We start from the raw sequence: 18635 nt of genomic DNA on the forward strand, positions 1-18635 counted from the left end.
TCTTAGGGGGGCGAAGCCCACTAGGTGAAGGGGTAGCGGAAGACCGAAGGGCTGGAGTGAGGGGAAGGCTTTCTCCTTCTATAAAAATTAAAGGAAATAAAAACTATGAACATTACAACAAAACAATTTCAATTATTATCAGATATAAATCTCGTGTGGGATTTTCTTGTAGAAACTTATGACTGGAAAAATGACAGCGGACGGCCGGCGCCTTTTTTTGAATATGCACTTACTGCAACCTGGATGGATTCGTCATATTCTTTTTTGGACCGCTTCTGGTTCGATGGAGATAAGGTTGTTGCATTTGCTTATTACGAAGCACCGGTGACAGATATTTATTTCAATGTTCGTAAGGGGTATGAATTTCTTGCAGACGAGCTTATTGAATATGCCGTTACCACTATGCCTCATTTTAATGGCGAGCAGCAGTTTGTCTTTTCGGATGGGCAGCAGTTCTTAAAGGATGCGGTGGCAAAGCGTGGCTTCAAACAGGTCTATGAATATGAGGACATGATTTTTGATTTTAAGAATGAGCTGAATTATGAGCTGCCGGAGGGTTATCATTTTGTGGACCATAAGGACATTGATATCGTAAAATGTTCAAAGCTCTGCTGGTATGGTTTTGGTCATGGCGAGCGCGGCGAGTTTGTGGGCTGGGATAAATACGACGATTCTCTGGAATGGACTCCGGCAAAATCTCATAAGGACGGCTGGGCTTCTTTCATGTCACCAACTCCTCATGAAACTCCGCAGTACAACATCATCATTGCAGATGAGAACGAAGAATATGTCTGCTTCTCTGGTATGTGGTGGGTTCCTCAAAATCATCTTGCTTATATGGAACCGCTTTGCACTCACCCGGATCATCGAAAACGGGGATTGGCTGCAGCGGCACTTACTCAGCATTACCGCACGCTCAAGCCTCTCGGCGCAACTCACATGACCGGTGGCGACGACGAGTTCTACAAGAAGATTGGATATGGGAAAGGATATCACTGGACAATATGGAGAAAGTGCTAGGTATGGAAGAAAAACTGATTCAATTGCTGAAAACCCAATATGGACTGGACAATGTAAGTTTGGACTTTCTGAGAGAAGGTGGCTGCAAAACATATATTGTTAATGGTGAAAAAAAATATTTACTCAAGGTGATTGGAAATGCGTTTAGAGATACTGCAAAGCAGTCAGTTATGATTATGCGGTATTTGGAAGAAAAAGGCTTTCCTGTTCCAAAAACATTTTTGACTACAGCCGGGCAGGCAATTGTTGAAATTTCTGATGACGAACCGTGTCTGGTTCTTCTGCAGGAATTTATTGAAGGCGAGGAACCGGACCTTGAAAAAACTGAAAGTGCAGAAAAGGTCGGCGAGCTTGTTGGTAAGCTTCATAGCCTGATGAAGGATTGTCCTGTTCAGCTGGTTAGTCGCGACAAACAGTTTTTCATAGGACGTTATCTTGATTTCCTGCGTCAGAAGTCATATCCAAAAATTTCTAATTATGAAAAGGTTGGTGAACAGCTTTGGGAAAAGGTTCAGGGACTTCCTTATGGTATTTGCCATGGCGACCTTCATAGAGGGAACCTTTTGCAGACAAAAGACGGTCAGATTTATTTCTTAGATTTTGACACAGTCTGCCAGGCTCCTCTTATGTTTGATGTAATGGTCATGTGCGATATGACAAATTATTTTAATCTGCAGCAGGAAGATATTGAAATCACCCGTAAGGTTTATGAAAACTTTATTTCCGGTTATACTCGCCATCATCCATTATCACAGGAAGAAAAACTTTCATTTTACGATTGGGTTGCAATAAGACATTTTCAGCTGCAGGCAACAATTCTTGAAGTTCACGGTATAAATTGCATTGATGAAAAGTTTATAGACTATCAGCTTTACTGGTTGAATAAGTGGATGGAACAATGATATGAATCTTGAAACAAACCGTCTCATAATCACAATGTTTACTCCCGACATGGCAGAGGCTGTTCATCAGAATTCGCTCGATGAAGATACGTGTAGATTCTTGCCGGACTAGGTTTTTGAAACTGTTGAAGATGCAGCAGAAACAATTGATTTTTTAATGTCACAATATGAAGGGGCTGACGGACCACTCGTCTATCCTGTACTGCTGAAAGACAAAACGAATATCGGTTATGTGCAGGCTGTTCCAACTGAGAGTGTTGTTTGGGAAGTCGGCTATCATATTGCAAAACAGTTTACGGGAAAAGGCTATGCAACAGAAGCAGTTACAGCTTTTCTTCCGGTGATAATGAAACAGCTGGGAATTAAAAAGATATATGGTATCTGCGATGCGGAAAATGTTGCTTCATGCAAGGTTCTGGAAAAATGCGGATTTAGTTTGGAGTACCAGGGAGCCGGTAAATATCAGGGTAAACAGACTCAGATTAAAAAATATGTGTATGGAGATGATTAAATGAAAACAGAATTAAAAACAAAAAGACTTACATTGCGCCCAGTTCAACTTGGTGATGAAAAAGAGATTCATGAATATGCCGGTGACAAGGAAATCACAATGATGTTCTGGCTACCGAATGATAGTTTTGAAGAGACTGCAGAGTTTGTAAAACAAAATGCTGCAGACTGGGGCTCTCCGGATCAGCTGGATTATGAGTTTGTAATCATTTACGAAGGAAAAATAATCGGTGGCTGCGATGCAGATCTCAGCCATAGTGAAGATCATTCCTATGCAACTCTCGGCTGGATAATCAACAAGAAGTATCGCAAGCAGGGCTTCGCATCTGAGGCGGCAGCAGCACTTTTAGATTTTGCTTTCACAAATCTTTCAATCAACAAAGTGTATGCACAATGCGACTGTAAGAACGCAGCTTCCTTTGGCGTAATGAAAAAAATCGGAATGACTTTAGTTGATGACAAGGGAACCCGAACTTACCCGAAAACCGGTATAACTTCGGGCGAGTTCACGTGTCTTATTACTCGTGAAGAATGGGAGAATAGAAAGTAACTGGCGGTAATGTGCATTTTACCCTTTGGTTTATGCATCTTGCCTTTGTGCACATTGCGGATTTAGCAATCGTAACTTATAGTAAAAGTATGAAACGTATTTTATATTTTTTATATCTTTTGATTCAGTGCACATGGGGATTGGGACAAACAATCATCGGATTTTTCTTTTTCTTAATCCATATCAAAAAACCTCACAAATTTTACAAAGGCGCAATTCAAACTCAATGGAATGACCGTTGGGCAGGCTTGAGTCTTGGTCTATTCATTTTCGTTCCGAATAATGAAGGTGATTATTTTACCGGTGCGAGAGTTCACGAGTATGGTCATACAATTCAGTCTCTGGTGCTCGGACCATTGTACGCAATTGTCGGCGTAATCTCTGTTGGTTGGGGAAGCGTGGTTTATCCGATTCTCAAACGTCAGGAAAAATATAAGGATTTGCCGTATACAAAGTGCTTTGTTGAATACAATGCAAGCTGGCTTGGCGAAAAAGTGACCGGCGAAAAAGCAGTGTGGTAATTAGGGGACAAAACTCCGCAAGAATGTTCGAGTAAATATTTTGTGATTAATCTAAACTTTTCACGGAGGTTTAGAAAATGAATATCGCAATTTTGGGAACAGGATTTGGGAAGGAACATGCAAAGTTTTTCTGTCAGGAAAATCTGGTAGATAAGATAATTGTCTGGGGACGCAATCCTGAGAAGCTGGCAGAAATTGAAAAAGAGTTCGGAGTTCAGACTACAATAAATCTGGATGACATATTGAATGATACCAGCATTGAGCTTGTTGATGTGTGTCTTCCAACTAAGGTTCACGCAGAATATGCCATAAAAGCTATGCGTGCCGGAAAGCATGTTTTTGTTGAAATGCCGTTGGCGGACACTTCTGAAAATGGACGAAAGATTTTTGAAGCAGCAAAAGAATGTGGACGTCGAGTTTTTGTAGATTTGTTCTTGCAGTTTGAGTATCCTTATCAGCTTTTGAATAAAATCAAAGAAGATAAGCGATATGGCGATTTAATCAACTTTCAGATAAAGCGTCAGACTCCGCATTGGTGGGGAAATCTTGATTCAAAAAATATTGCTTTGAATCTTATGCACCATGACATTGATTTTGTGTTACAATTACTCGGGAAAACTGATAAAATTAATGTTGAAGGAAGAGATGCCCGCCCTGAATGCGCTGTCGTAACCGCACAGTTTGGCTACAAAAATGCAGTGGCAACAATTCACGGAAACTCTGCGCTTTTTAATTCCTGTCCTTTCAGTGTGGGTTTTGAAGCGACCTTTGAAAAGGCCTTTATCCGTTACTTTGAAGACGGATATCAGAATGGGCGAACGGACACAAAGTTTGAAATCTTCACTGATGAAAAACAGGAAGAAATAAAGCTTGAACAGCAGAACTGTTATCAACTTGTATGTCATAATGTATTGGAATCAATTCTGGAAAATAAAAAGTCCAGACTTGATATTGAACACGCCCTGTTCACACTGGAAACGATAAATGATTGGTTTTGAAATTTTACAAAAGTCTGTAGATTTTATAGAAACTCACCTGCTTGATAACATCACTTATGTTGATGTTGCAAAACAGGTGAACATGTCGCCTTATGAATTTCATAGAACCTTTCGCTTTATTTCCGGCATCACTCCAAGTGCTTACATCAGAAACAGAAGACTTTCGCTCGCCGGTCAGGAACTTTTGTACACAGATATCAAAGTAACAGACCTCGCCATGAAATACTGGTTTGATTCTGTTGATGGATTTACAAAAGCCTTTTCGCGTTTTCATGGAATTACACCGGGCGTGGTAAAAGCAGGAAGCAAAACTCTTGCAATGTATAATCCGCTCAGTATCAGAGTTACGATGGAAGGTGCCACTCCAATCAAATATAAAATGACAGATCTGGAAACTGTAAACTTTCTTGTGATTCCGCGTTCTTTTTCTGTGGACATAATTGAAGATGAGAGCGATGAAAGCATTTCTGATTTCTGGGGCGAATGCATTCAAACCAAAAAACTTGATTTGTTGAAGACCTTCCGTGCAAAAAATGACAACAGAGTTTTCGGACTTTGCTCAGAACTCAAGGAAGATTCAACTTCTTTTGTATATGCGCTGGCGGTTATTGTTCCTGATGATTTTGATTTTAGTAAGGTACCGGATGGTTTTAGAAAATGGCAGGTTGAAAAAAGTCGCTATGTAATTTTTAACTGCTACGGCAAAGACGGTGACTGTATTTCAAAAGCGTGGGAAAATTATTTTCAGAACTTCCTTCCACAAAGCGGTTTGCAGACAAAAGAAGCTCCAGATTTTGAAATATATTTTGATGAAGGGGAACCAGACTTAATGTGCGAACTTTGGATTCCGGTGAAAACAAAAACTACGTAAAAAAATCCCGAAAGTTATATGAACTTTCGGGATTTTCTCAATGCTCAAAGATAGTTTTTAGAAAGTGTATTCAAGTGTCAATTTTCTTCTATCAAAAGTCCAGCCATTTGCTATTCCTTTAATCACAATTTTGTCACGTTCTATTATTTCTACTTTGTTTTTACAAGTTTTAATTTGTGTATCTACAAAGTCGTTGAACAATTGTTCCTTATCTTTTGTAAATGTTATCGTGTACGTTGGCGCAAGATCTTTTGGTTGAACACCTTGTAGATATGGAACAAAGGTTGTAATCCACCACTGATTATCTTTTGGAGAATAACTAGATATATTTGCTGGTAGATTATTCTTTCCACGTAAATTAACTGCCATTTTCAGGTACTGACTTTCATCTACGACTTTGTAAAATTTATATGATTCCTGATGATGCATAGAAAAGACTTCTGATAGGATTGAATTAATTGTTGCTGTCAAGGTTGCGCAAGTTATTGGTTCTGGTATTAAACTTGCAAACAGCGCAAGAATAATATTTGTTACAAACAAGCGAATGCTTTTTTCTGCTTCTCTACGGCTAATGTTTCTTTCGAATTCATAAAAACCTAATTCTGCACCTGCACCAAGGTTTAAATAATTTCCTTTCCAAAGCCAGAATATGTATTCTTTTCCATTTGATGTGAATTCGAATTTTTTCTTTTCCATATTTGTTGCATAATCGAAACAGTAGTCGTAAAGATCAAAATAACCAAAATCCTTTTGTGGACAATCAATTTTTGTATTATAAAAAAATCGTCCATCCTTTTCTGTTCTTACAAAACCAAATCGATTGAAAGTTTTTTCGAACTTACCTTTGATAGTTATTAGCCGTAGAGCAGGGTTATAGTCTCCTCCCAATAGTTTATCATTCCATGAAATGTATTTAATGTTTGAATTTTGTATTTTAGTTGTATTTTCTGTAGGTCTTTTACCATGGTAAGCAATATCTTCTTCATAACAATTGTATTGCTCATCCATAAACCATAAGTGGCCCCTAAGTTTAGCACCTTTAGGACCAGATGCAAAAGTAGTTATTGTTTTTCCAGCTTTGTCCATTGCTATAGATGCTACATGTCCATCATCACCAAATTGAATCAAGTTTGATAATTTGTCATTTCCAATTTTTACGAAGGTGTTGCTGGTCAATCCTTTGTTGCCTGAAGAACAAATACTGGAATTTCTACCTTTTCCACCAGTAAATATTGCCGGCTTAAAATCTGTTTTACCTAAGTATTTAATTGTCTCGTCATAGGTAGTTCCAGTACATTCATATTTTGCAAGGCATGTTATGTCACGTTTGAAAGTAAAAACTTGATTTGCACGTACACCTTTTCTGCCTGCTACAATATCCATTATAAAACGAACTTTTGCTCCATCTGAAATTTCTGAGAACTCTCCTATATGGATTGTTTCTGGAGTGCCTGAATTAACTCGGACTACTTCAGAAATGATTTTTGCCTTATTGCCTGGGTTTTGATATTCGATATTTACATTAAAAGCGTATGCTGCTTTTGCAGTAAAATTAAAGCCAGAAACTTCACCTTCTTCTTTTGATTCGCAGATAACGTTCAAACATTTAAGAGTTTTTGAATTTGGTGTATGACCATCATACACAGCATAGTTAGCAGAATTACTTTTATAAGTAAAAGTTTCTTTTGCTTCTGTACGTGTTACCCCATACGCCATTACAATTCTTACACTGGCTCCATCTTTTATTTCCTTAATGTCTTTCAGAAAAACATCTCGGGAAATTCCTACAGAGACAGGTCCACTGACTCTGTCTGTTTTGCTCCAGTTTTTACAATTTGGATTTTTGTAACTAATTACGGCTCGGTATCCAGCCCCACTGCTTGCAATACATCGAAAACGATAAATATCAGACATAAGCATCCTCTTTTTATATAAACATATAATTAAATATATATAACAATCATACAAAGATAGCAGATTGTTAAACCCAAACCTACTTTTATTTTAACATGGCTTTTTTAATTTTACAAAAAATAAAATATATTAACTTTTAGTATAGGGTTTCTGGTGTTATGTAGTATTTTATTTATGCACCTCGTATTAGCCTAACGTGCTACCTTTTAAGATTGAAGATTATTTATTCATAACTTATACTATAATTGTCTATGACAGATTTTGAAAAAGTAAAAAACTATTACAAACATTTTGATGAAAAAAATCGACTCAGAAATGACAACAGCGGAAAACTTGAGTTTTTGATGACGATGAGGATTCTGGAGAAGAATCTTCCAGCATTGGATGATGGAGCTGAAATCTCGGTTCTAGATCTTGGCGGTGGTGCCGGGGTTTATTCTTTTCCTCTTGCGAAGAAGGGATATAAGGTCACTCTTGCTGATCTTTCGGAGACATTGCTGGAACAAGCCAGGAAGCAGAAGGAAGAAGATAAGGTTGAAAATCTGATCGTCTGCGACCAGGTAAATGCGACAGACCTTAGTTGTTATAAAGATAATTCTTTTGATGTCGTACTTCTCTTTGGTCCGCTTTATCATCTTACAGAAAAAGATGAACGTGAAAACTGTGTGAGCGAAATCCGGCGCGTTCTCAAAACGGGCGGCAAAGTTTTTGCAAGTTTTATTCCTCACTTGTCGGGAAGTATTGCGCTCGTTCAAAGATTCTGCTGGAGCCCGGACCAGGTTAGCATCGACACTTTGGAAGAATGCTTTGATTCCGGCAAGTTCAAAAATCTTTCAAGCAACGGCTTTCAGGAAGGCTACTACCCTGCTTCAGAAGAAATTGAAACTCTCTTTGCCACAAATGGATTTGAAAAACTGCAGCTCCGTTCCATCCGTGGCTTTGGCTACGAAAAAGAAGATGCGATTTTCAAATTCAAAAATAAAAATGTCTTTTCAAAAATCCTCGAGCTGATTGATTCGACTGCCGGGGACAAATCAATTCTAGAAATGTGCGGACATGCAATGTACGTAGGAGTTAAAAAATGAGTAACATCGAGAACTACAGAAAATATTTCACAAAAGATTATCTTATGGGACCAAACTCGTTCAGGTTGCTGGATGAGTTTATTCTGCGAAAACCTGCCGATGCAGTTTTTGACAGGACTCTGGATCTGGGCTGCGGCTACGCTTTGACTTCGATGTTTCTTGCAAATGAAACAAATGCAAAGACTGTTTATGCTTTAGACCTTTGGATTGCTGCAACAGAAAACTATAAGCGCATAAAAGAAAACAAACTTGAAGATAAAATCATTCCGATTCATGGGGATGCAATGGACATGCCTTTTGCGCACGACTATTTTGATGCAATTGTGAGCGTTGATTCTTATCATTACTTTGGCTGCAAGGAAGGCGTGTTTGGTGAAAAGATTTTGCCGTTTGTCAAAAAAGGCGGCTGTGTGATGATTGCAATTCCGGGTTTGAAAAAAGAACCGGAGGGTGAACTCAAAAACATTTTTGAAACATGGGCTGAAGGTGATGATTCACAGTTATTCAAAACTGTTGCCTGGTGGAAAAATCTTCTGAAAAAAGAATGCGGCGGTTCCTGTGAAATCTCTGTAAAAGAAGCAGACTGTTATGACATTGCCTGGAAAGAATGGTTTGATTCAGGACATGAATTTGGAATCCGCGACAAAGAGTTTTTAAGCAAGGGGCTGAATGAAATCTTGAACTTTATACTGATCTATGTTAGAAAAAATTAGACGAGTTAATTCTCACACCCTTGGAAGTTATTAATGAACAGTATTGAAGAAAAAAGAAATAAAACAGTTCACGAAAATCAATTTGATAAATCTCTCAAGGAAACAAAAGAACAGATTGAACAAATTACCAAGGGTATCGAAATAAAAAAACATCTTGGCGAAAATACTTATTGTCATTATACATATGACAAAAAATATTATATTGATGAAGTAATTAAATATTTTGATGGGAAAGGCTATAAGGTTCAACGACTGCAAACAGAATGTCCCGTTTCCTATAAAATTAATATTATCTGGTAAAAACTATTATCATCACACAGGAGGTCATTATGATCTACCAATTACCTGAAGAAAAGAAAGCTTTGATTTTCCCCTTGTTCAAAAACAGGCAGCCAAACACTTCTGCGCTGTGGTGTTATTTTGATGGAATATTACCGGGTAAGACTTTTGTTGATGATATCAATGCGCCGACAAAAGCAATCTGTCAGCTTTATATGAGCTGGGTTTATATTAGTGATGACGCTGATTTTGTTTGGATTGAAGAAACCTTACGTGAAATAATCAAACATGCATGGATTCAGGTAGTCTGGACTCCTGAGAGGGGTTCAAAGTTTCCTCTGGCAGAATTGGGAACTGTAATTCCTCGGCACGAATATACTCAGAGAAAACCTGTTGAGCATAAACCGAGAGATGTTGAAATAAAACCATACGACAGCGAATTATATGAAAAGGTACCATGGAAAGAATTTCATGAACGTGTGTACGGTTCAAAAGAAAACTTCCTGAAAATTGCGTTCGGATTTTATGCTATTGAAAATGGCGAAATTAGCAGCGAGAGTGAAGCAGCATTTACTGCCCGTGGATACACAGAACTTGGAATTATCACTGATGATGATAAACAGCGAAAAGGTTTTGCCTTTGCAGTCTGTGTTAAAACTCTGGAAGAAGTTGAGAAAAGAGGCTTAAAGCCTATATGGGCCTGCGATGTAGAAAACCTTGCATCAATGAAACTTTCTGAAAAACTTGGATTTATAAATCCGGTGAAATACAATTTCATTTTCTTCCCGCAAATTAATGAATCAGATAATAATATAGATAAATCATGCAGTCAGAGATCACATCAATAAAACTATGCCAGATAAATTTTCAAGCGATTTTATAAACGCACTAAAAAATCATGATACACAGACTCTTCTTTCAATTCCAAAAAGTGATGTGCATAATCATATTGGACGAGGCTGTAGAGTAGAGTGGCTTTCTGAAAGAATGAATCATACCTTTGCAAAACCGCCGGCTGTTTTTGATGGTCTACAGGGAATGCAGGACTGGTATGTAAATAATATCAGAGATTATTGCCGGGCTCACGACAACAAGCAGGCTGATACACGCCGCGAAGGCTGTTTTGTCGAAGCTGGCAGAAATCATCTTGCACGTTTTGCGCCAAGTTTTTCTGCATCTGATATTGAAGACTACGGCAGCCTGCAGGCCTTTTGTGATTATTATGATGCGCTGCATAAAAAATATTGTCCGGATGCTGTTTATGAGCCGGAGCTTGCGTTTGCTTCTTATGAAGATATAGAACCAGCGCTCGTTCAGGCAGAAGAATATTTCAGTTCCGGATATTTTAAATCAATTGATGTCTGCTGCGGTGAAGGCTATAAACCTTTTTCTGATTATATCCCGCTGTACAGAATCGCAGAAAAATACGGCGTTCTAAAACGCATGCACGTTGGAGAAACCGGCACAGCAGAAGAAATTGAAGAAGCAATCGAAACTCTTGGTTTGGATGAAATCCATCATGGAATAAACGCTGTGAACTCGTCGAAAGTAATGAAACTGCTTGCAGACAGAAAAATCACTTTGAACGTCTGCCCTACCAGCAACATCAAACTGGGATATGCAAAAAGCTATGCAGAACATCCTATCAAAATCCTCGTTGAAAATGAAGTACCTGTTACAATAAACACCGACGACCTTCTCGTTTTTGACAGTTCGATTGATGAAGAATATCAGCACCTATATGATGCCGGAACACTCACCACCGAACAGTTGGATGAAATCCGCTGTTGGGGAATCTTTACAAAGATAAAATTGAAATAATACTGTCAAAAATTCTATTTTATGCTATACTTATTTGTATGGAGGTTCATTATGTCATACGATACAGTTATGGAAAAAGTAAAAACTTTGCCAGAACCATGTTTGGAAGCTGTTTCTAACTATTTAGACTTTCTTCTTTATCAGTATAGTATTAATAAAATGAATTCTCTTGTTGAATCTGAAGAAGTATTCAATGCCAAAATGCAGAAAGGCTATGAAGATGCTATGGAAGGTCGTTGTAAACCTATTGACCAGGCATTTGCAGATATAAAAAGACGGTTCGCATAATGGACTTTTCTGTATCAATCTCTAATCAAGCAGAAGAAGATCTTGCTGATATTTATTCATTTATCCTCAACGAATACAAATCTCAAATAAATGCGTATGCTGTTTTAGGCAGACTCTATACAGAAATTAATAACTTGTCTTTTATGGCTGATGGATATCATCTTTATCCGAATGAGCCTTGGTATTCTCGTGGTTTACGCTATTTTTCAATAAATGATTATTCAATCTTTTACATCATAAAAGATGTTGAAGATAGGAAAGAAGCCCGTGTAACTCACGTTACAAATGGAAAAAGAGATTTAGACCGTTTTCTTAGTGATATGAAAATTGATTAATCTTAGTTGCTTATTCTGTAAAACCTATGGAGCTAAAAGACTATCTTGAAACCCTATCCAAAGAAGATTTGATTTCTCTGTTGAAGGACTTGTCTGATACAAATCCTTCTGTCAAAAACTATCTTTCAGAAAAACAAAATGCTTTTCAAACTCAACAAGATCAAAATGAGACTATATTACCTTCAACGGATACTCTTTTCAATCAGTCCCATATAATCAATCGTCAAAGCTCACCACAAGAAAAAATCAATTTGTTCAAATCTTTGTTCTCTGGCAGAGAGGATGTTTTTGCACTTCGCTGGTTCAATGCAAAATCTAACAAAAGCGGATATTCTCCAGTCTGTGGTAATAAATGGCTTTCTGGAAAATGTGACTTAAAGAAATATTCCTGTGCAACTTGTCCATTCAAATTACCAGTGGCGTTGACTGATAATTACATTTACAATCACCTTGCAGGTCGTGACGAGTTTTGCCGCGATGTTATCGGCCTCTATCCTCTTATGGAAGGAAATCTATGTAAGTTTCTTGTGATGGATTTTGATTCGCATGCAACTAAAAATCACCCCACTTGGAAAGATGATATACTTGCAGTTCATAAAACTTTTTCTGATTTTGGAATTAATAGTTATATTGAGATATCTCGTTCTGGGAATGGTGGCCATTTATGGATTTTCTTTGAAGAAAATATTTCTGCCAGACTTGCAAGAAATCTTGGAACTGCAATTATAAAAGCTTCAATGCAAAAACGACATTCAATTCCATTTGAAAGCTTTGATAGATTTTTTCCAAATCAGGATGAAACTCCAAAAGGCGAATATGGCAATCTTATCGCGCTTCCTCTGCAAGGGAGAGCCGTAAAAGTAGGTTACTCTCTTTTTGTTAATGAAAGTTTTGTACCTTATGAAGATCAATGGGCTTTTTTATCTTCAGTACAAAAAATCTCAGAGAAACTTGTACGAAAAACCATAAATGAAATTGAAAAGTCACTTCCAGATTTTGTTGAAAGGGATGAATCAGAATATTTGCAAAAGAAGAGTAATATAACTAACAGTATTTCTTCAGATAATAAGGAATCATTAAGTCAATCTGATTTTTCTTCCACGGTCAAAATTATACTTTCAAACTATGTAAAAATACGAAAGAACGGTGTATCAGAAAAAGCATTGGGAGTCTTAAGGCGTACAGCAGTTTTTCTTAATCCCGAATATTTTAAAAATCTTAGGATGCATCTGCCTCTTTATAACATTCCCAGATACATTGATTGCTCAAAAGAAAATGATGATTATCTCTTGCTTCCTCGAGGAAATCTTCCAAAGGTGATTGAAAAGATTGAAGAAGCAAATGCTAAATATGAAATCACAGACGAACGCGAAATAGGACAAGAAATTAATCTTCATTTTATTGCAGAACTTTATGATGAGCAAAATGATGCTTTAAAAGCATTATTGGAAAAAGATGCTGGTATTTTATCAGCAGGAACAGGCTTTGGAAAAACAGTTGTCGCATCAAGCCTTATTGCAGAACGCAAGACCAATACATTAATTCTTGTTCAATCACACGCTTTGCTTGAACAGTGGAAAAAAGCAATAAAACAATTTCTTGATTTTACTCCTGGGACAATTGCAGCTGGAAAAGATAAATCAACTGGAATTGTCGATATTGCTATTGTAAACTCTCTGATTGAAAAGGGTTCTGATGAAGTTAAACCTCGTTCATATAAATACGGAATGTTAATTGTTGATGAATGCCACCATGTATCTGCTTTTTCTACAGAAAATCTTGTTGCAAGTTTTAAAGCAAAATATGTTTATGGGCTTACGGCAACTCCAATTCGTCGTGATGGACATCAGAAAATAATCTTTTATCAATGCGGTTCTGTTTTATATTCTACGACAACAAAACAGATGAATGAAGCGCAGGATTTTGCACATTATTTTATTCCGCGATTTTCCAGTTTTCATTATGTACCGGAGCTTACGGATTCAGATTCAAAAAATCCTTCGATAAATCAGTATTATGAAAAACTAATTTCTAATTCTGTTCGCAATGAACTGATTATTGAGGATGTGAAAAATGCTGTAAAAACTGGACGCACCCCACTGATTCTATCAGAACGAATTGAGCATCTGTATCTCTTATATGAACAGCTTGCTGATTCAGCACAAAATGTGATTTTCATTACAGGACGTGGTACTCAAAAACAAAAGAATGAAATCCTTGAAAAATTGAGAGCCGTTCCATCTGATGAATCACTAATAATTCTTGCAACAGGTAAATATGCGGGCGAAGGTTTTGATTATCCGCGTATTGATACTTTGATGTTAGCTATGCCTTTTAGCTGGAAAGGAACTCTGGCCCAATATTGTGGACGCTTACACAGAAACTTTGCTGGCAAAAATGAAGTTCAAATTTTTGATTATGTTGATTACCGAATTCCAGTATTTGACAGAATGTATCAGAATAGGCTTAAAGGTTATAATCATCTTGGTTATTCTATAAAACCAAATATTTCTGAAAATGCAGAAACAGCCACAGAATCAAAATTATATTCTGCAGAAGATTACAAATCAGACTTTAACAAAGACATTTTATCCGCAACTTCAAAAATCATTATCAGTGTTCCATATCTTTCAAAAGCGGAAGTTCAGGATTTTGTTTTGAGTTCTACAGCGCTACTTGTAAAAGGGGCTAATATTCAAATTCTTGTACGTAAACAAGATGATGAAGCAAAACAGAAGAAAATAGATCCTTGTATAAAAATGCTTGAGAATATCGGTATAAAAGTTATTGAACAAGAAAATGCTTCACAAAAAATTGCAATAATTGATGAAAAGATTTTATGGTACGGTAATATCAACTTTTTAGGATATACCGAAAACGAAGAATGCTGTATGCGGATTGTTGATAATAAAATTGCTTCGGAAATTGAAGTGGAGATATTAAAATGATGAAGCAAAAGAAGTTCTTAAACATCTGGAATCAAACACCTATGAGATTTGAAAATAATATCAGAATATTCGGCAAGGAAAATGACGGCGATTATTTTTCTGATGAAGATGTCCGCAGGTGGCAGAATAAATATTTTCAAGAAAACTTTTACACTGATAAACTTCTTCTGAACAAAGCATCCCGTAAACTGCTCGATGAAATCACAAAAAACAAAGAGGCTTATATTGATCTTGCCTGCGGACCGGGAATGGGCTTGATTCCTTCGATTAAGCAGTTGAGTTCTTCTATTTCGTGTCTTGCTGCCGATGCAAATCTGACTCTTTTAAATGAATGGAAAAAATGGCTGAATGATAGGCAAACCGGTGAAGATATTGATTTTGCGCAGTTTTCATTATTTGATATACCCATTGAAGATTCCACTGTAAAAGCCTGCGGTGGTTTTCTCTGCCTCTCAAGCACCAGATTCGGAAACAAAGAATTTGATACAGCCTTATCGGAAATTTATCGAATACTGGTTCCTAAAGGTCGTCTTTATGTAATCGAGAATGAGTGGTTGAATGTTCCATCAATTTTAGATGTATTTGAGAAGAGTAATATTCAACCTTGGACTTGTTTTCTGGAAGAGCAGATTTCATGGCAGCAAAGATTTCTTGATAAAGGCTTTGAGATTCTTAGTAAGGAACCTTATATGACACGCATTCTTCGAGGCGAAAATAACGAGCTTGGAAAGGCTGCCGAACAACTTGGCAAAAAAATTGAAATGCAATGGAATGCATTCATTTTGGAAAAAATATAGGATCTTTTCCAAATGCCCGCAGGTGAATGGAAGCTAAAACAGTTCTCTGTTTTTTATCAGCTTCGGCATATTTTTGATGACAATACAATCATCGATGATGAGATAAGGATGAAAAAACTCCTGAAAGAAAACGGAACAAAAGACGGCGTTTCAATTCTTGCAATACTTTTTGCGCTTGAATTCTATGACAAAATAAAAGGATAGGAATAATATGGAAATTAAAGAAATATCAGAACTAGAAAATAAATCCTACTGGATTTCAAAAATTAATGAAGCTGACTGGCGTGCTGCACAGTTTCTTGTCCAGCTACTGGAATCTGGAAATTTTTATGATCACTGTGGCAGCACCTCAAAACTTTTTCTGCTTTTTAATAACTTAGATTTAATTTCCTTCTGTACTTATGCAGAAAAAGACGAGATTCCAGAAACTAATCTCACCCCATGGATTGGTTTTGTATATACATTTCCGCAGTTCCGCGGAAAACGAAGAATTGGGATTCTGATAGACCACATCTATCATCTGGCAAAAAATGAAGGTTTCAAAAATATTTATATTTCGACTGATCAGCCAGGACTCTATGAAAATTTTGGTTTTACTTTTAAGGAAAAACTAAAAGACCGTTGGGACGGAGAAACTCTTGTCTACAAGCGTCCAATATACTAGGGGTAAAAAGTGAATACAATTAATAACCAGAAAAATGTAAAAGAACAATACGCAAACGCAGGAAACTTGAATACACGCATTTCAATTCATCAAAAATATTCCACAAATAAAATGGGGTTTGGAAACTGGATTTTTTCGAATTATAAAATCACAGAGGGCATGAAGGTGCTGGAGCTCGGCTGCGGTACAGGCGATATGTGGAAAGGTCATGTAGATTTGATGAGCAAGTGTTCAAAAATTATTCTCTCTGATTTTTCTGAAGGAATGCTTGAAAACGCAAAGACCAATATCGGGTCCAATGCCAATGTTGAATATCAGATAATTGATATTCAGGATATTCCTTTTGAAGACGAGAGCTTTGATGTTGTGATTGCAAATATGATGCTTTATCATGTGCCGGATATGAAGCGAGGTTTGTCTGAAGTTCGCAGAGTTCTGAAAACAGGTGGAGCCTTTTACTGCGCAACTTTTGGAGAACACGGAATTATTGAATATCTTTCCAAGACTTTAGGCGCTTATGGTATTGAAGATAATGTAAATAAAAACTTCACACTTCAAAATGGAAAAGAACTTCTTGCCCCCTTCTTTTCTAATGTCCAAAGATTGAACTACGAAGATTCACTCGCTGTAACAGATATTGATGATCTGGTTGAATATATTTATTCACTTTCCAGTATGACTACACTGAGCACCGTACCGAAAAAAGAAATACATGACCTTCTTACAAAGCAGATGGTCGATGGTATTTTGTCAGTTCCAAAAGAATACGGCATGTTCTGCTGCAGAAAAGGATTATAAATCCCTTTCCATATACCCGCAGGTGAATGGGAAGTAATCATATTTCACAGTATGGGTGTGAGTAAAACCGTGCTTTTCATACCAGGCTCGGATTCTCTTATTTTCTTCGACAATTCCTAATTTCATTTTTTTGCAACCTTTATTTCTGGCGCGGGACATAGCATTTTCCAGCAAAGCTTCACCAATTTTTTGATGTCGGAATTCCGGCAGTACACAAAGATTGCTAAGTTCGCATTCAGAGTTCTCCAGAAACATCAGCGAAAAATAACCTAAAAGTTTTCCCTCATCAGAAAAATAAGCCATCATAAGCCTGTGTTCATATTCAAGCTGATAGAATAATCGTTCTACTGTAGTTGCAAACGCTGTAAAACGCGGTGCATTTTCGATTGTAAAACCAAACTCGTCTGCAACAGTCTGGAAACTTTTTTTTATTACGTTTACGCATTCTGCGAATTCGTTTTTGCTTATTTCCTTTATCATATTAATCCTTCCTTTTCAAAATCCAGATAAGATTGCTGTTGTATTTTGATGCTGACGATGGATCATTCAAATCTTCCTTGTCACCTTTGTAACCGCGGTATATGTCCACAACTTCAAAACCACAGAGCTCTGCCAGCAGGAACATTTCGCTTCTGTATGTCTGACGCATTAAGAGAGGACGAATACGCTCTCCAATAATTTCACCCGCTTCGTTGTACGTTTCGAATTTCCAGTTGCCGTACATCTGCTGTGTGTAAAGATTATATGAGATTGCGTTATAGATCTTTTCACGGTTGCCGTCGCTGTTCACATACTCAAGACGGAAGCTATAATCTTCTGGACTTGTGTTAATCTGAGCAGCCTGAGCTGATGGCCATGGATCAAAGGTATTGAGCGTGAGGATGCCGCCCGGAGTAAGCTGATTGCGAAGATTCAGGAGTGCTGTCTTTTGAGTTTTTGTATCTGGCAGGTGCATAAAACCGCTTCGGGCAATAATTGCAAGAGAGTACTTTCTACCTGAGTTAAACTTTGTCATGTCGGCTGGATAAATGTTGAGTTTGAGACCAAGCTTTTCTGCTTTAGCTCCGGCTACTTTGCACATTTCCTCAGAAATGTCAGTTCCATCAGCAATAATGCCACGCTCTGCAAGATAGAGCAGAACTGCACCAGTTCCGCAGGCAACATCAACAACGCCGCCGCTGCCGTACTTTTTGGCAAGCTCAAGATAAAACTCCTGAAAGTTTTCGTGCATGGAATTTTCATGCGCATACATTACGTCTAAATAACGGTCGTAATTTTCTGCAACATCTTTGAAATCGTGTAAGTCCATAATCATCCTCCTTGTGAACCTATTGAAATCAGTTTAAGCCAAAAAAAAAGACCACTTACCGAAAAGATAAGTGGTCAGTTTATATCAGCTAATAATCTGCAATCTTATTCTTTTCTGTAATCCAAATGCATACCAATGCCTGTAGTTGTGGTAACTGTGGTTGAGGCGGTTGTGTATGTAGTTTCGATTACAAAAAATTTCATCTTGGTATGAACATATAGAAAAATGATTTTTGTGTCAAGGAAGAAAGAATGTGTTAGAATTACATATAGATAAAAAGTATAATGACCGCAAATTCAAAGTTCGACATAC

Annotated in this window: 21 protein-coding genes and 1 pseudogene; 19 read left to right on the top strand and 3 right to left on the bottom strand. The window is 37.3% G+C overall.

The features are described 5' to 3' along the window. Positions 1 to 105 precede the first annotated feature (105 nt). The 7 genes and pseudogenes from AABJ44_RS00520 to AABJ44_RS00550 all read left to right on the top strand — a co-directional run bounded on the left by AABJ44_RS00520 (position 106) and on the right by AABJ44_RS00550 (position 5372). On the top strand, positions 106 to 1020 hold the full coding sequence (locus AABJ44_RS00520; RefSeq protein ID WP_338369942.1) for a GNAT family N-acetyltransferase: 915 nt from the start codon (positions 106 to 108) through the stop codon (positions 1018 to 1020). Next, positions 1005 to 1922 (top strand): phosphotransferase enzyme family protein, encoded by a 918-nt coding sequence (locus AABJ44_RS00525; RefSeq protein ID WP_338369944.1) that lies wholly within the window; start codon positions 1005 to 1007, stop codon positions 1920 to 1922. Before AABJ44_RS00520 ends, AABJ44_RS00525 begins: the two co-directional genes overlap by 16 nt. Positions 1923 to 2061: 139 nt before the next feature. Continuing rightward, positions 2062 to 2433, top strand: a pseudogene (locus AABJ44_RS00530) (GNAT family N-acetyltransferase); the annotation flags it as partial. Continuing rightward, positions 2434 to 2982 (top strand): GNAT family N-acetyltransferase, encoded by a 549-nt coding sequence (locus AABJ44_RS00535; protein ID WP_338369945.1) that lies wholly within the window; start codon positions 2434 to 2436, stop codon positions 2980 to 2982. An 89-nt stretch (positions 2983 to 3071) separates the two neighbouring features. Further along, the gene (locus AABJ44_RS00540) at positions 3072 to 3503 is read left to right on the top strand and encodes a hypothetical protein (protein WP_338369946.1); all 432 of its coding nucleotides are present in this window, start codon (positions 3072 to 3074) and stop codon (positions 3501 to 3503) included. 77 nt (positions 3504 to 3580) lie between these two features. Next, on the top strand, positions 3581 to 4501 hold the full coding sequence (locus tag AABJ44_RS00545) for a Gfo/Idh/MocA family protein (protein ID WP_338369947.1): 921 nt from the start codon (positions 3581 to 3583) through the stop codon (positions 4499 to 4501). Further along, positions 4488 to 5372, top strand: a complete 885-nt coding sequence (locus AABJ44_RS00550; protein ID WP_074641866.1) for an AraC family transcriptional regulator — start codon at positions 4488 to 4490, stop codon at positions 5370 to 5372. The genes AABJ44_RS00545 and AABJ44_RS00550 overlap by 14 nt, the downstream gene beginning before the upstream one ends. A 57-nt stretch (positions 5373 to 5429) precedes the next feature. On the opposite strand, the gene AABJ44_RS00555 is transcribed toward AABJ44_RS00550, so the two are convergent. Continuing rightward, entirely contained in the window at positions 5430 to 7286 is a 1857-nt protein-coding gene (locus AABJ44_RS00555) for a DUF4474 domain-containing protein (RefSeq protein ID WP_338369949.1), read from the bottom strand. Positions 7287 to 7537: 251 nt separating this feature from the next. Here AABJ44_RS00555 and AABJ44_RS00560 point away from each other — a divergent pair, with 251 nt between their 5' ends. Genes AABJ44_RS00560 through AABJ44_RS00615 form a run of 12 tightly spaced genes read left to right on the top strand, consistent with a single transcriptional unit; the run spans position 7538 to position 17014 of the window. Next, positions 7538 to 8371, top strand: a complete 834-nt coding sequence (locus AABJ44_RS00560; protein ID WP_338369950.1) for a class I SAM-dependent methyltransferase — start codon at positions 7538 to 7540, stop codon at positions 8369 to 8371. Then, positions 8368 to 9084, top strand: coding sequence for an SAM-dependent methyltransferase (locus AABJ44_RS00565; RefSeq protein WP_338369952.1), 717 nt, complete (start codon positions 8368 to 8370; stop codon positions 9082 to 9084). Before AABJ44_RS00560 ends, AABJ44_RS00565 begins: the two co-directional genes overlap by 4 nt. Before the next feature lie 33 nt (positions 9085 to 9117). Next, positions 9118 to 9384 carry a hypothetical protein gene (locus tag AABJ44_RS00570; RefSeq protein ID WP_338369954.1) on the top strand — a complete coding sequence of 89 codons (267 nt, stop codon included), beginning with the start codon at positions 9118 to 9120 and terminating at the stop codon, positions 9382 to 9384. Between the two features lie 29 nt (positions 9385 to 9413). Beyond that, a complete protein-coding gene (locus AABJ44_RS00575; RefSeq protein ID WP_338369956.1) occupies positions 9414 to 10211 on the top strand; it encodes a GNAT family N-acetyltransferase in 798 nt (265 codons plus the stop codon). A gap of 4 nt (positions 10212 to 10215) precedes the next feature. Then, positions 10216 to 11184 carry an amidohydrolase family protein gene (locus AABJ44_RS00580; protein WP_338369958.1) on the top strand — a complete coding sequence of 323 codons (969 nt, stop codon included), beginning with the start codon at positions 10216 to 10218 and terminating at the stop codon, positions 11182 to 11184. Positions 11185 to 11235: 51 nt separating this feature from the next. Then, complete coding sequence (locus tag AABJ44_RS00585) at positions 11236 to 11472, top strand: hypothetical protein (RefSeq protein WP_338369960.1); 237 nt, start codon at positions 11236 to 11238, stop codon at positions 11470 to 11472. Beyond that, a complete protein-coding gene (locus AABJ44_RS00590) occupies positions 11472 to 11807 on the top strand; it encodes a type II toxin-antitoxin system RelE/ParE family toxin (RefSeq protein ID WP_338369961.1) in 336 nt (111 codons plus the stop codon). Before AABJ44_RS00585 ends, AABJ44_RS00590 begins: the two co-directional genes overlap by 1 nt. Positions 11808 to 11833: 26 nt before the next feature. Beyond that, positions 11834 to 14755, top strand: coding sequence for a TOTE conflict system archaeo-eukaryotic primase domain-containing protein (locus AABJ44_RS00595; protein WP_338369963.1), 2922 nt, complete (start codon positions 11834 to 11836; stop codon positions 14753 to 14755). Further along, a complete protein-coding gene (locus AABJ44_RS00600) occupies positions 14752 to 15552 on the top strand; it encodes a class I SAM-dependent methyltransferase (protein ID WP_338369966.1) in 801 nt (266 codons plus the stop codon). The genes AABJ44_RS00595 and AABJ44_RS00600 overlap by 4 nt, the downstream gene beginning before the upstream one ends. A gap of 12 nt (positions 15553 to 15564) precedes the next feature. Next, the gene (locus tag AABJ44_RS00605) at positions 15565 to 15756 is read left to right on the top strand and encodes a hypothetical protein (protein WP_338369969.1); all 192 of its coding nucleotides are present in this window, start codon (positions 15565 to 15567) and stop codon (positions 15754 to 15756) included. A 7-nt stretch (positions 15757 to 15763) separates the two neighbouring features. Continuing rightward, positions 15764 to 16216, top strand: a complete 453-nt coding sequence (locus AABJ44_RS00610) for a GNAT family N-acetyltransferase (protein ID WP_338369970.1) — start codon at positions 15764 to 15766, stop codon at positions 16214 to 16216. A 9-nt stretch (positions 16217 to 16225) separates the two neighbouring features. After that, positions 16226 to 17014, top strand: a complete 789-nt coding sequence (locus tag AABJ44_RS00615) for a class I SAM-dependent methyltransferase (RefSeq protein WP_338369971.1) — start codon at positions 16226 to 16228, stop codon at positions 17012 to 17014. Here the strand turns inward: AABJ44_RS00615 and AABJ44_RS00620 are convergent. Next, positions 17009 to 17494, bottom strand: coding sequence for a GNAT family N-acetyltransferase (locus tag AABJ44_RS00620; RefSeq protein WP_338369972.1), 486 nt, complete (start codon positions 17492 to 17494; stop codon positions 17009 to 17011). The two genes, AABJ44_RS00615 and AABJ44_RS00620, sit on opposite strands and share 6 nt — an antisense overlap. A gap of 1 nt (position 17495) precedes the next feature. Further along, entirely contained in the window at positions 17496 to 18323 is an 828-nt protein-coding gene (locus AABJ44_RS00625; protein WP_338369975.1) for a class I SAM-dependent methyltransferase, read from the bottom strand. Positions 18324 to 18635 lie beyond the last annotated feature (312 nt).

The organism is Treponema bryantii, assembly GCF_036492245.1.
Classification (GTDB): domain Bacteria; phylum Spirochaetota; class Spirochaetia; order Treponematales; family Treponemataceae; genus Treponema_D; species Treponema_D bryantii_C.

Excerpts from the sequence above, each read along its gene's own strand:
- AABJ44_RS00535 (WP_338369945.1), top strand. The coding sequence starts at position 2,434 with ATGAAAACAGAATTAAAAACAAAAAGACTTACATTGCGCCCAGTTCAA.
- AABJ44_RS00590 (WP_338369961.1), top strand. The coding sequence starts at position 11,472 with ATGGACTTTTCTGTATCAATCTCTAATCAAGCAGAAGAAGATCTTGCT.
- AABJ44_RS00560 (WP_338369950.1), top strand. The coding sequence starts at position 7,538 with ATGACAGATTTTGAAAAAGTAAAAAACTATTACAAACATTTTGATGAA.
- AABJ44_RS00520 (WP_338369942.1), top strand. The coding sequence starts at position 106 with ATGAACATTACAACAAAACAATTTCAATTATTATCAGATATAAATCTC.
- AABJ44_RS00600 (WP_338369966.1), top strand. The coding sequence starts at position 14,752 with ATGATGAAGCAAAAGAAGTTCTTAAACATCTGGAATCAAACACCTATG.
- AABJ44_RS00550 (WP_074641866.1), top strand. The coding sequence starts at position 4,488 with ATGATTGGTTTTGAAATTTTACAAAAGTCTGTAGATTTTATAGAAACT.
- AABJ44_RS00565 (WP_338369952.1), top strand. The coding sequence starts at position 8,368 with ATGAGTAACATCGAGAACTACAGAAAATATTTCACAAAAGATTATCTT.
- AABJ44_RS00605 (WP_338369969.1), top strand. The coding sequence starts at position 15,565 with ATGCCCGCAGGTGAATGGAAGCTAAAACAGTTCTCTGTTTTTTATCAG.
- AABJ44_RS00525 (WP_338369944.1), top strand. The coding sequence starts at position 1,005 with ATGGAGAAAGTGCTAGGTATGGAAGAAAAACTGATTCAATTGCTGAAA.
- AABJ44_RS00575 (WP_338369956.1), top strand. The coding sequence starts at position 9,414 with ATGATCTACCAATTACCTGAAGAAAAGAAAGCTTTGATTTTCCCCTTG.
- AABJ44_RS00620 (WP_338369972.1), bottom strand. The coding sequence starts at position 17,494 with ATGATAAAGGAAATAAGCAAAAACGAATTCGCAGAATGCGTAAACGTA.
- AABJ44_RS00570 (WP_338369954.1), top strand. The coding sequence starts at position 9,118 with ATGAACAGTATTGAAGAAAAAAGAAATAAAACAGTTCACGAAAATCAA.
- AABJ44_RS00610 (WP_338369970.1), top strand. The coding sequence starts at position 15,764 with ATGGAAATTAAAGAAATATCAGAACTAGAAAATAAATCCTACTGGATT.
- AABJ44_RS00545 (WP_338369947.1), top strand. The coding sequence starts at position 3,581 with ATGAATATCGCAATTTTGGGAACAGGATTTGGGAAGGAACATGCAAAG.
- AABJ44_RS00625 (WP_338369975.1), bottom strand. The coding sequence starts at position 18,323 with ATGGACTTACACGATTTCAAAGATGTTGCAGAAAATTACGACCGTTAT.
- AABJ44_RS00595 (WP_338369963.1), top strand. The coding sequence starts at position 11,834 with ATGGAGCTAAAAGACTATCTTGAAACCCTATCCAAAGAAGATTTGATT.
- AABJ44_RS00555 (WP_338369949.1), bottom strand. The coding sequence starts at position 7,286 with ATGTCTGATATTTATCGTTTTCGATGTATTGCAAGCAGTGGGGCTGGA.
- AABJ44_RS00580 (WP_338369958.1), top strand. The coding sequence starts at position 10,216 with ATGCCAGATAAATTTTCAAGCGATTTTATAAACGCACTAAAAAATCAT.
- AABJ44_RS00540 (WP_338369946.1), top strand. The coding sequence starts at position 3,072 with ATGAAACGTATTTTATATTTTTTATATCTTTTGATTCAGTGCACATGG.
- AABJ44_RS00585 (WP_338369960.1), top strand. The coding sequence starts at position 11,236 with ATGTCATACGATACAGTTATGGAAAAAGTAAAAACTTTGCCAGAACCA.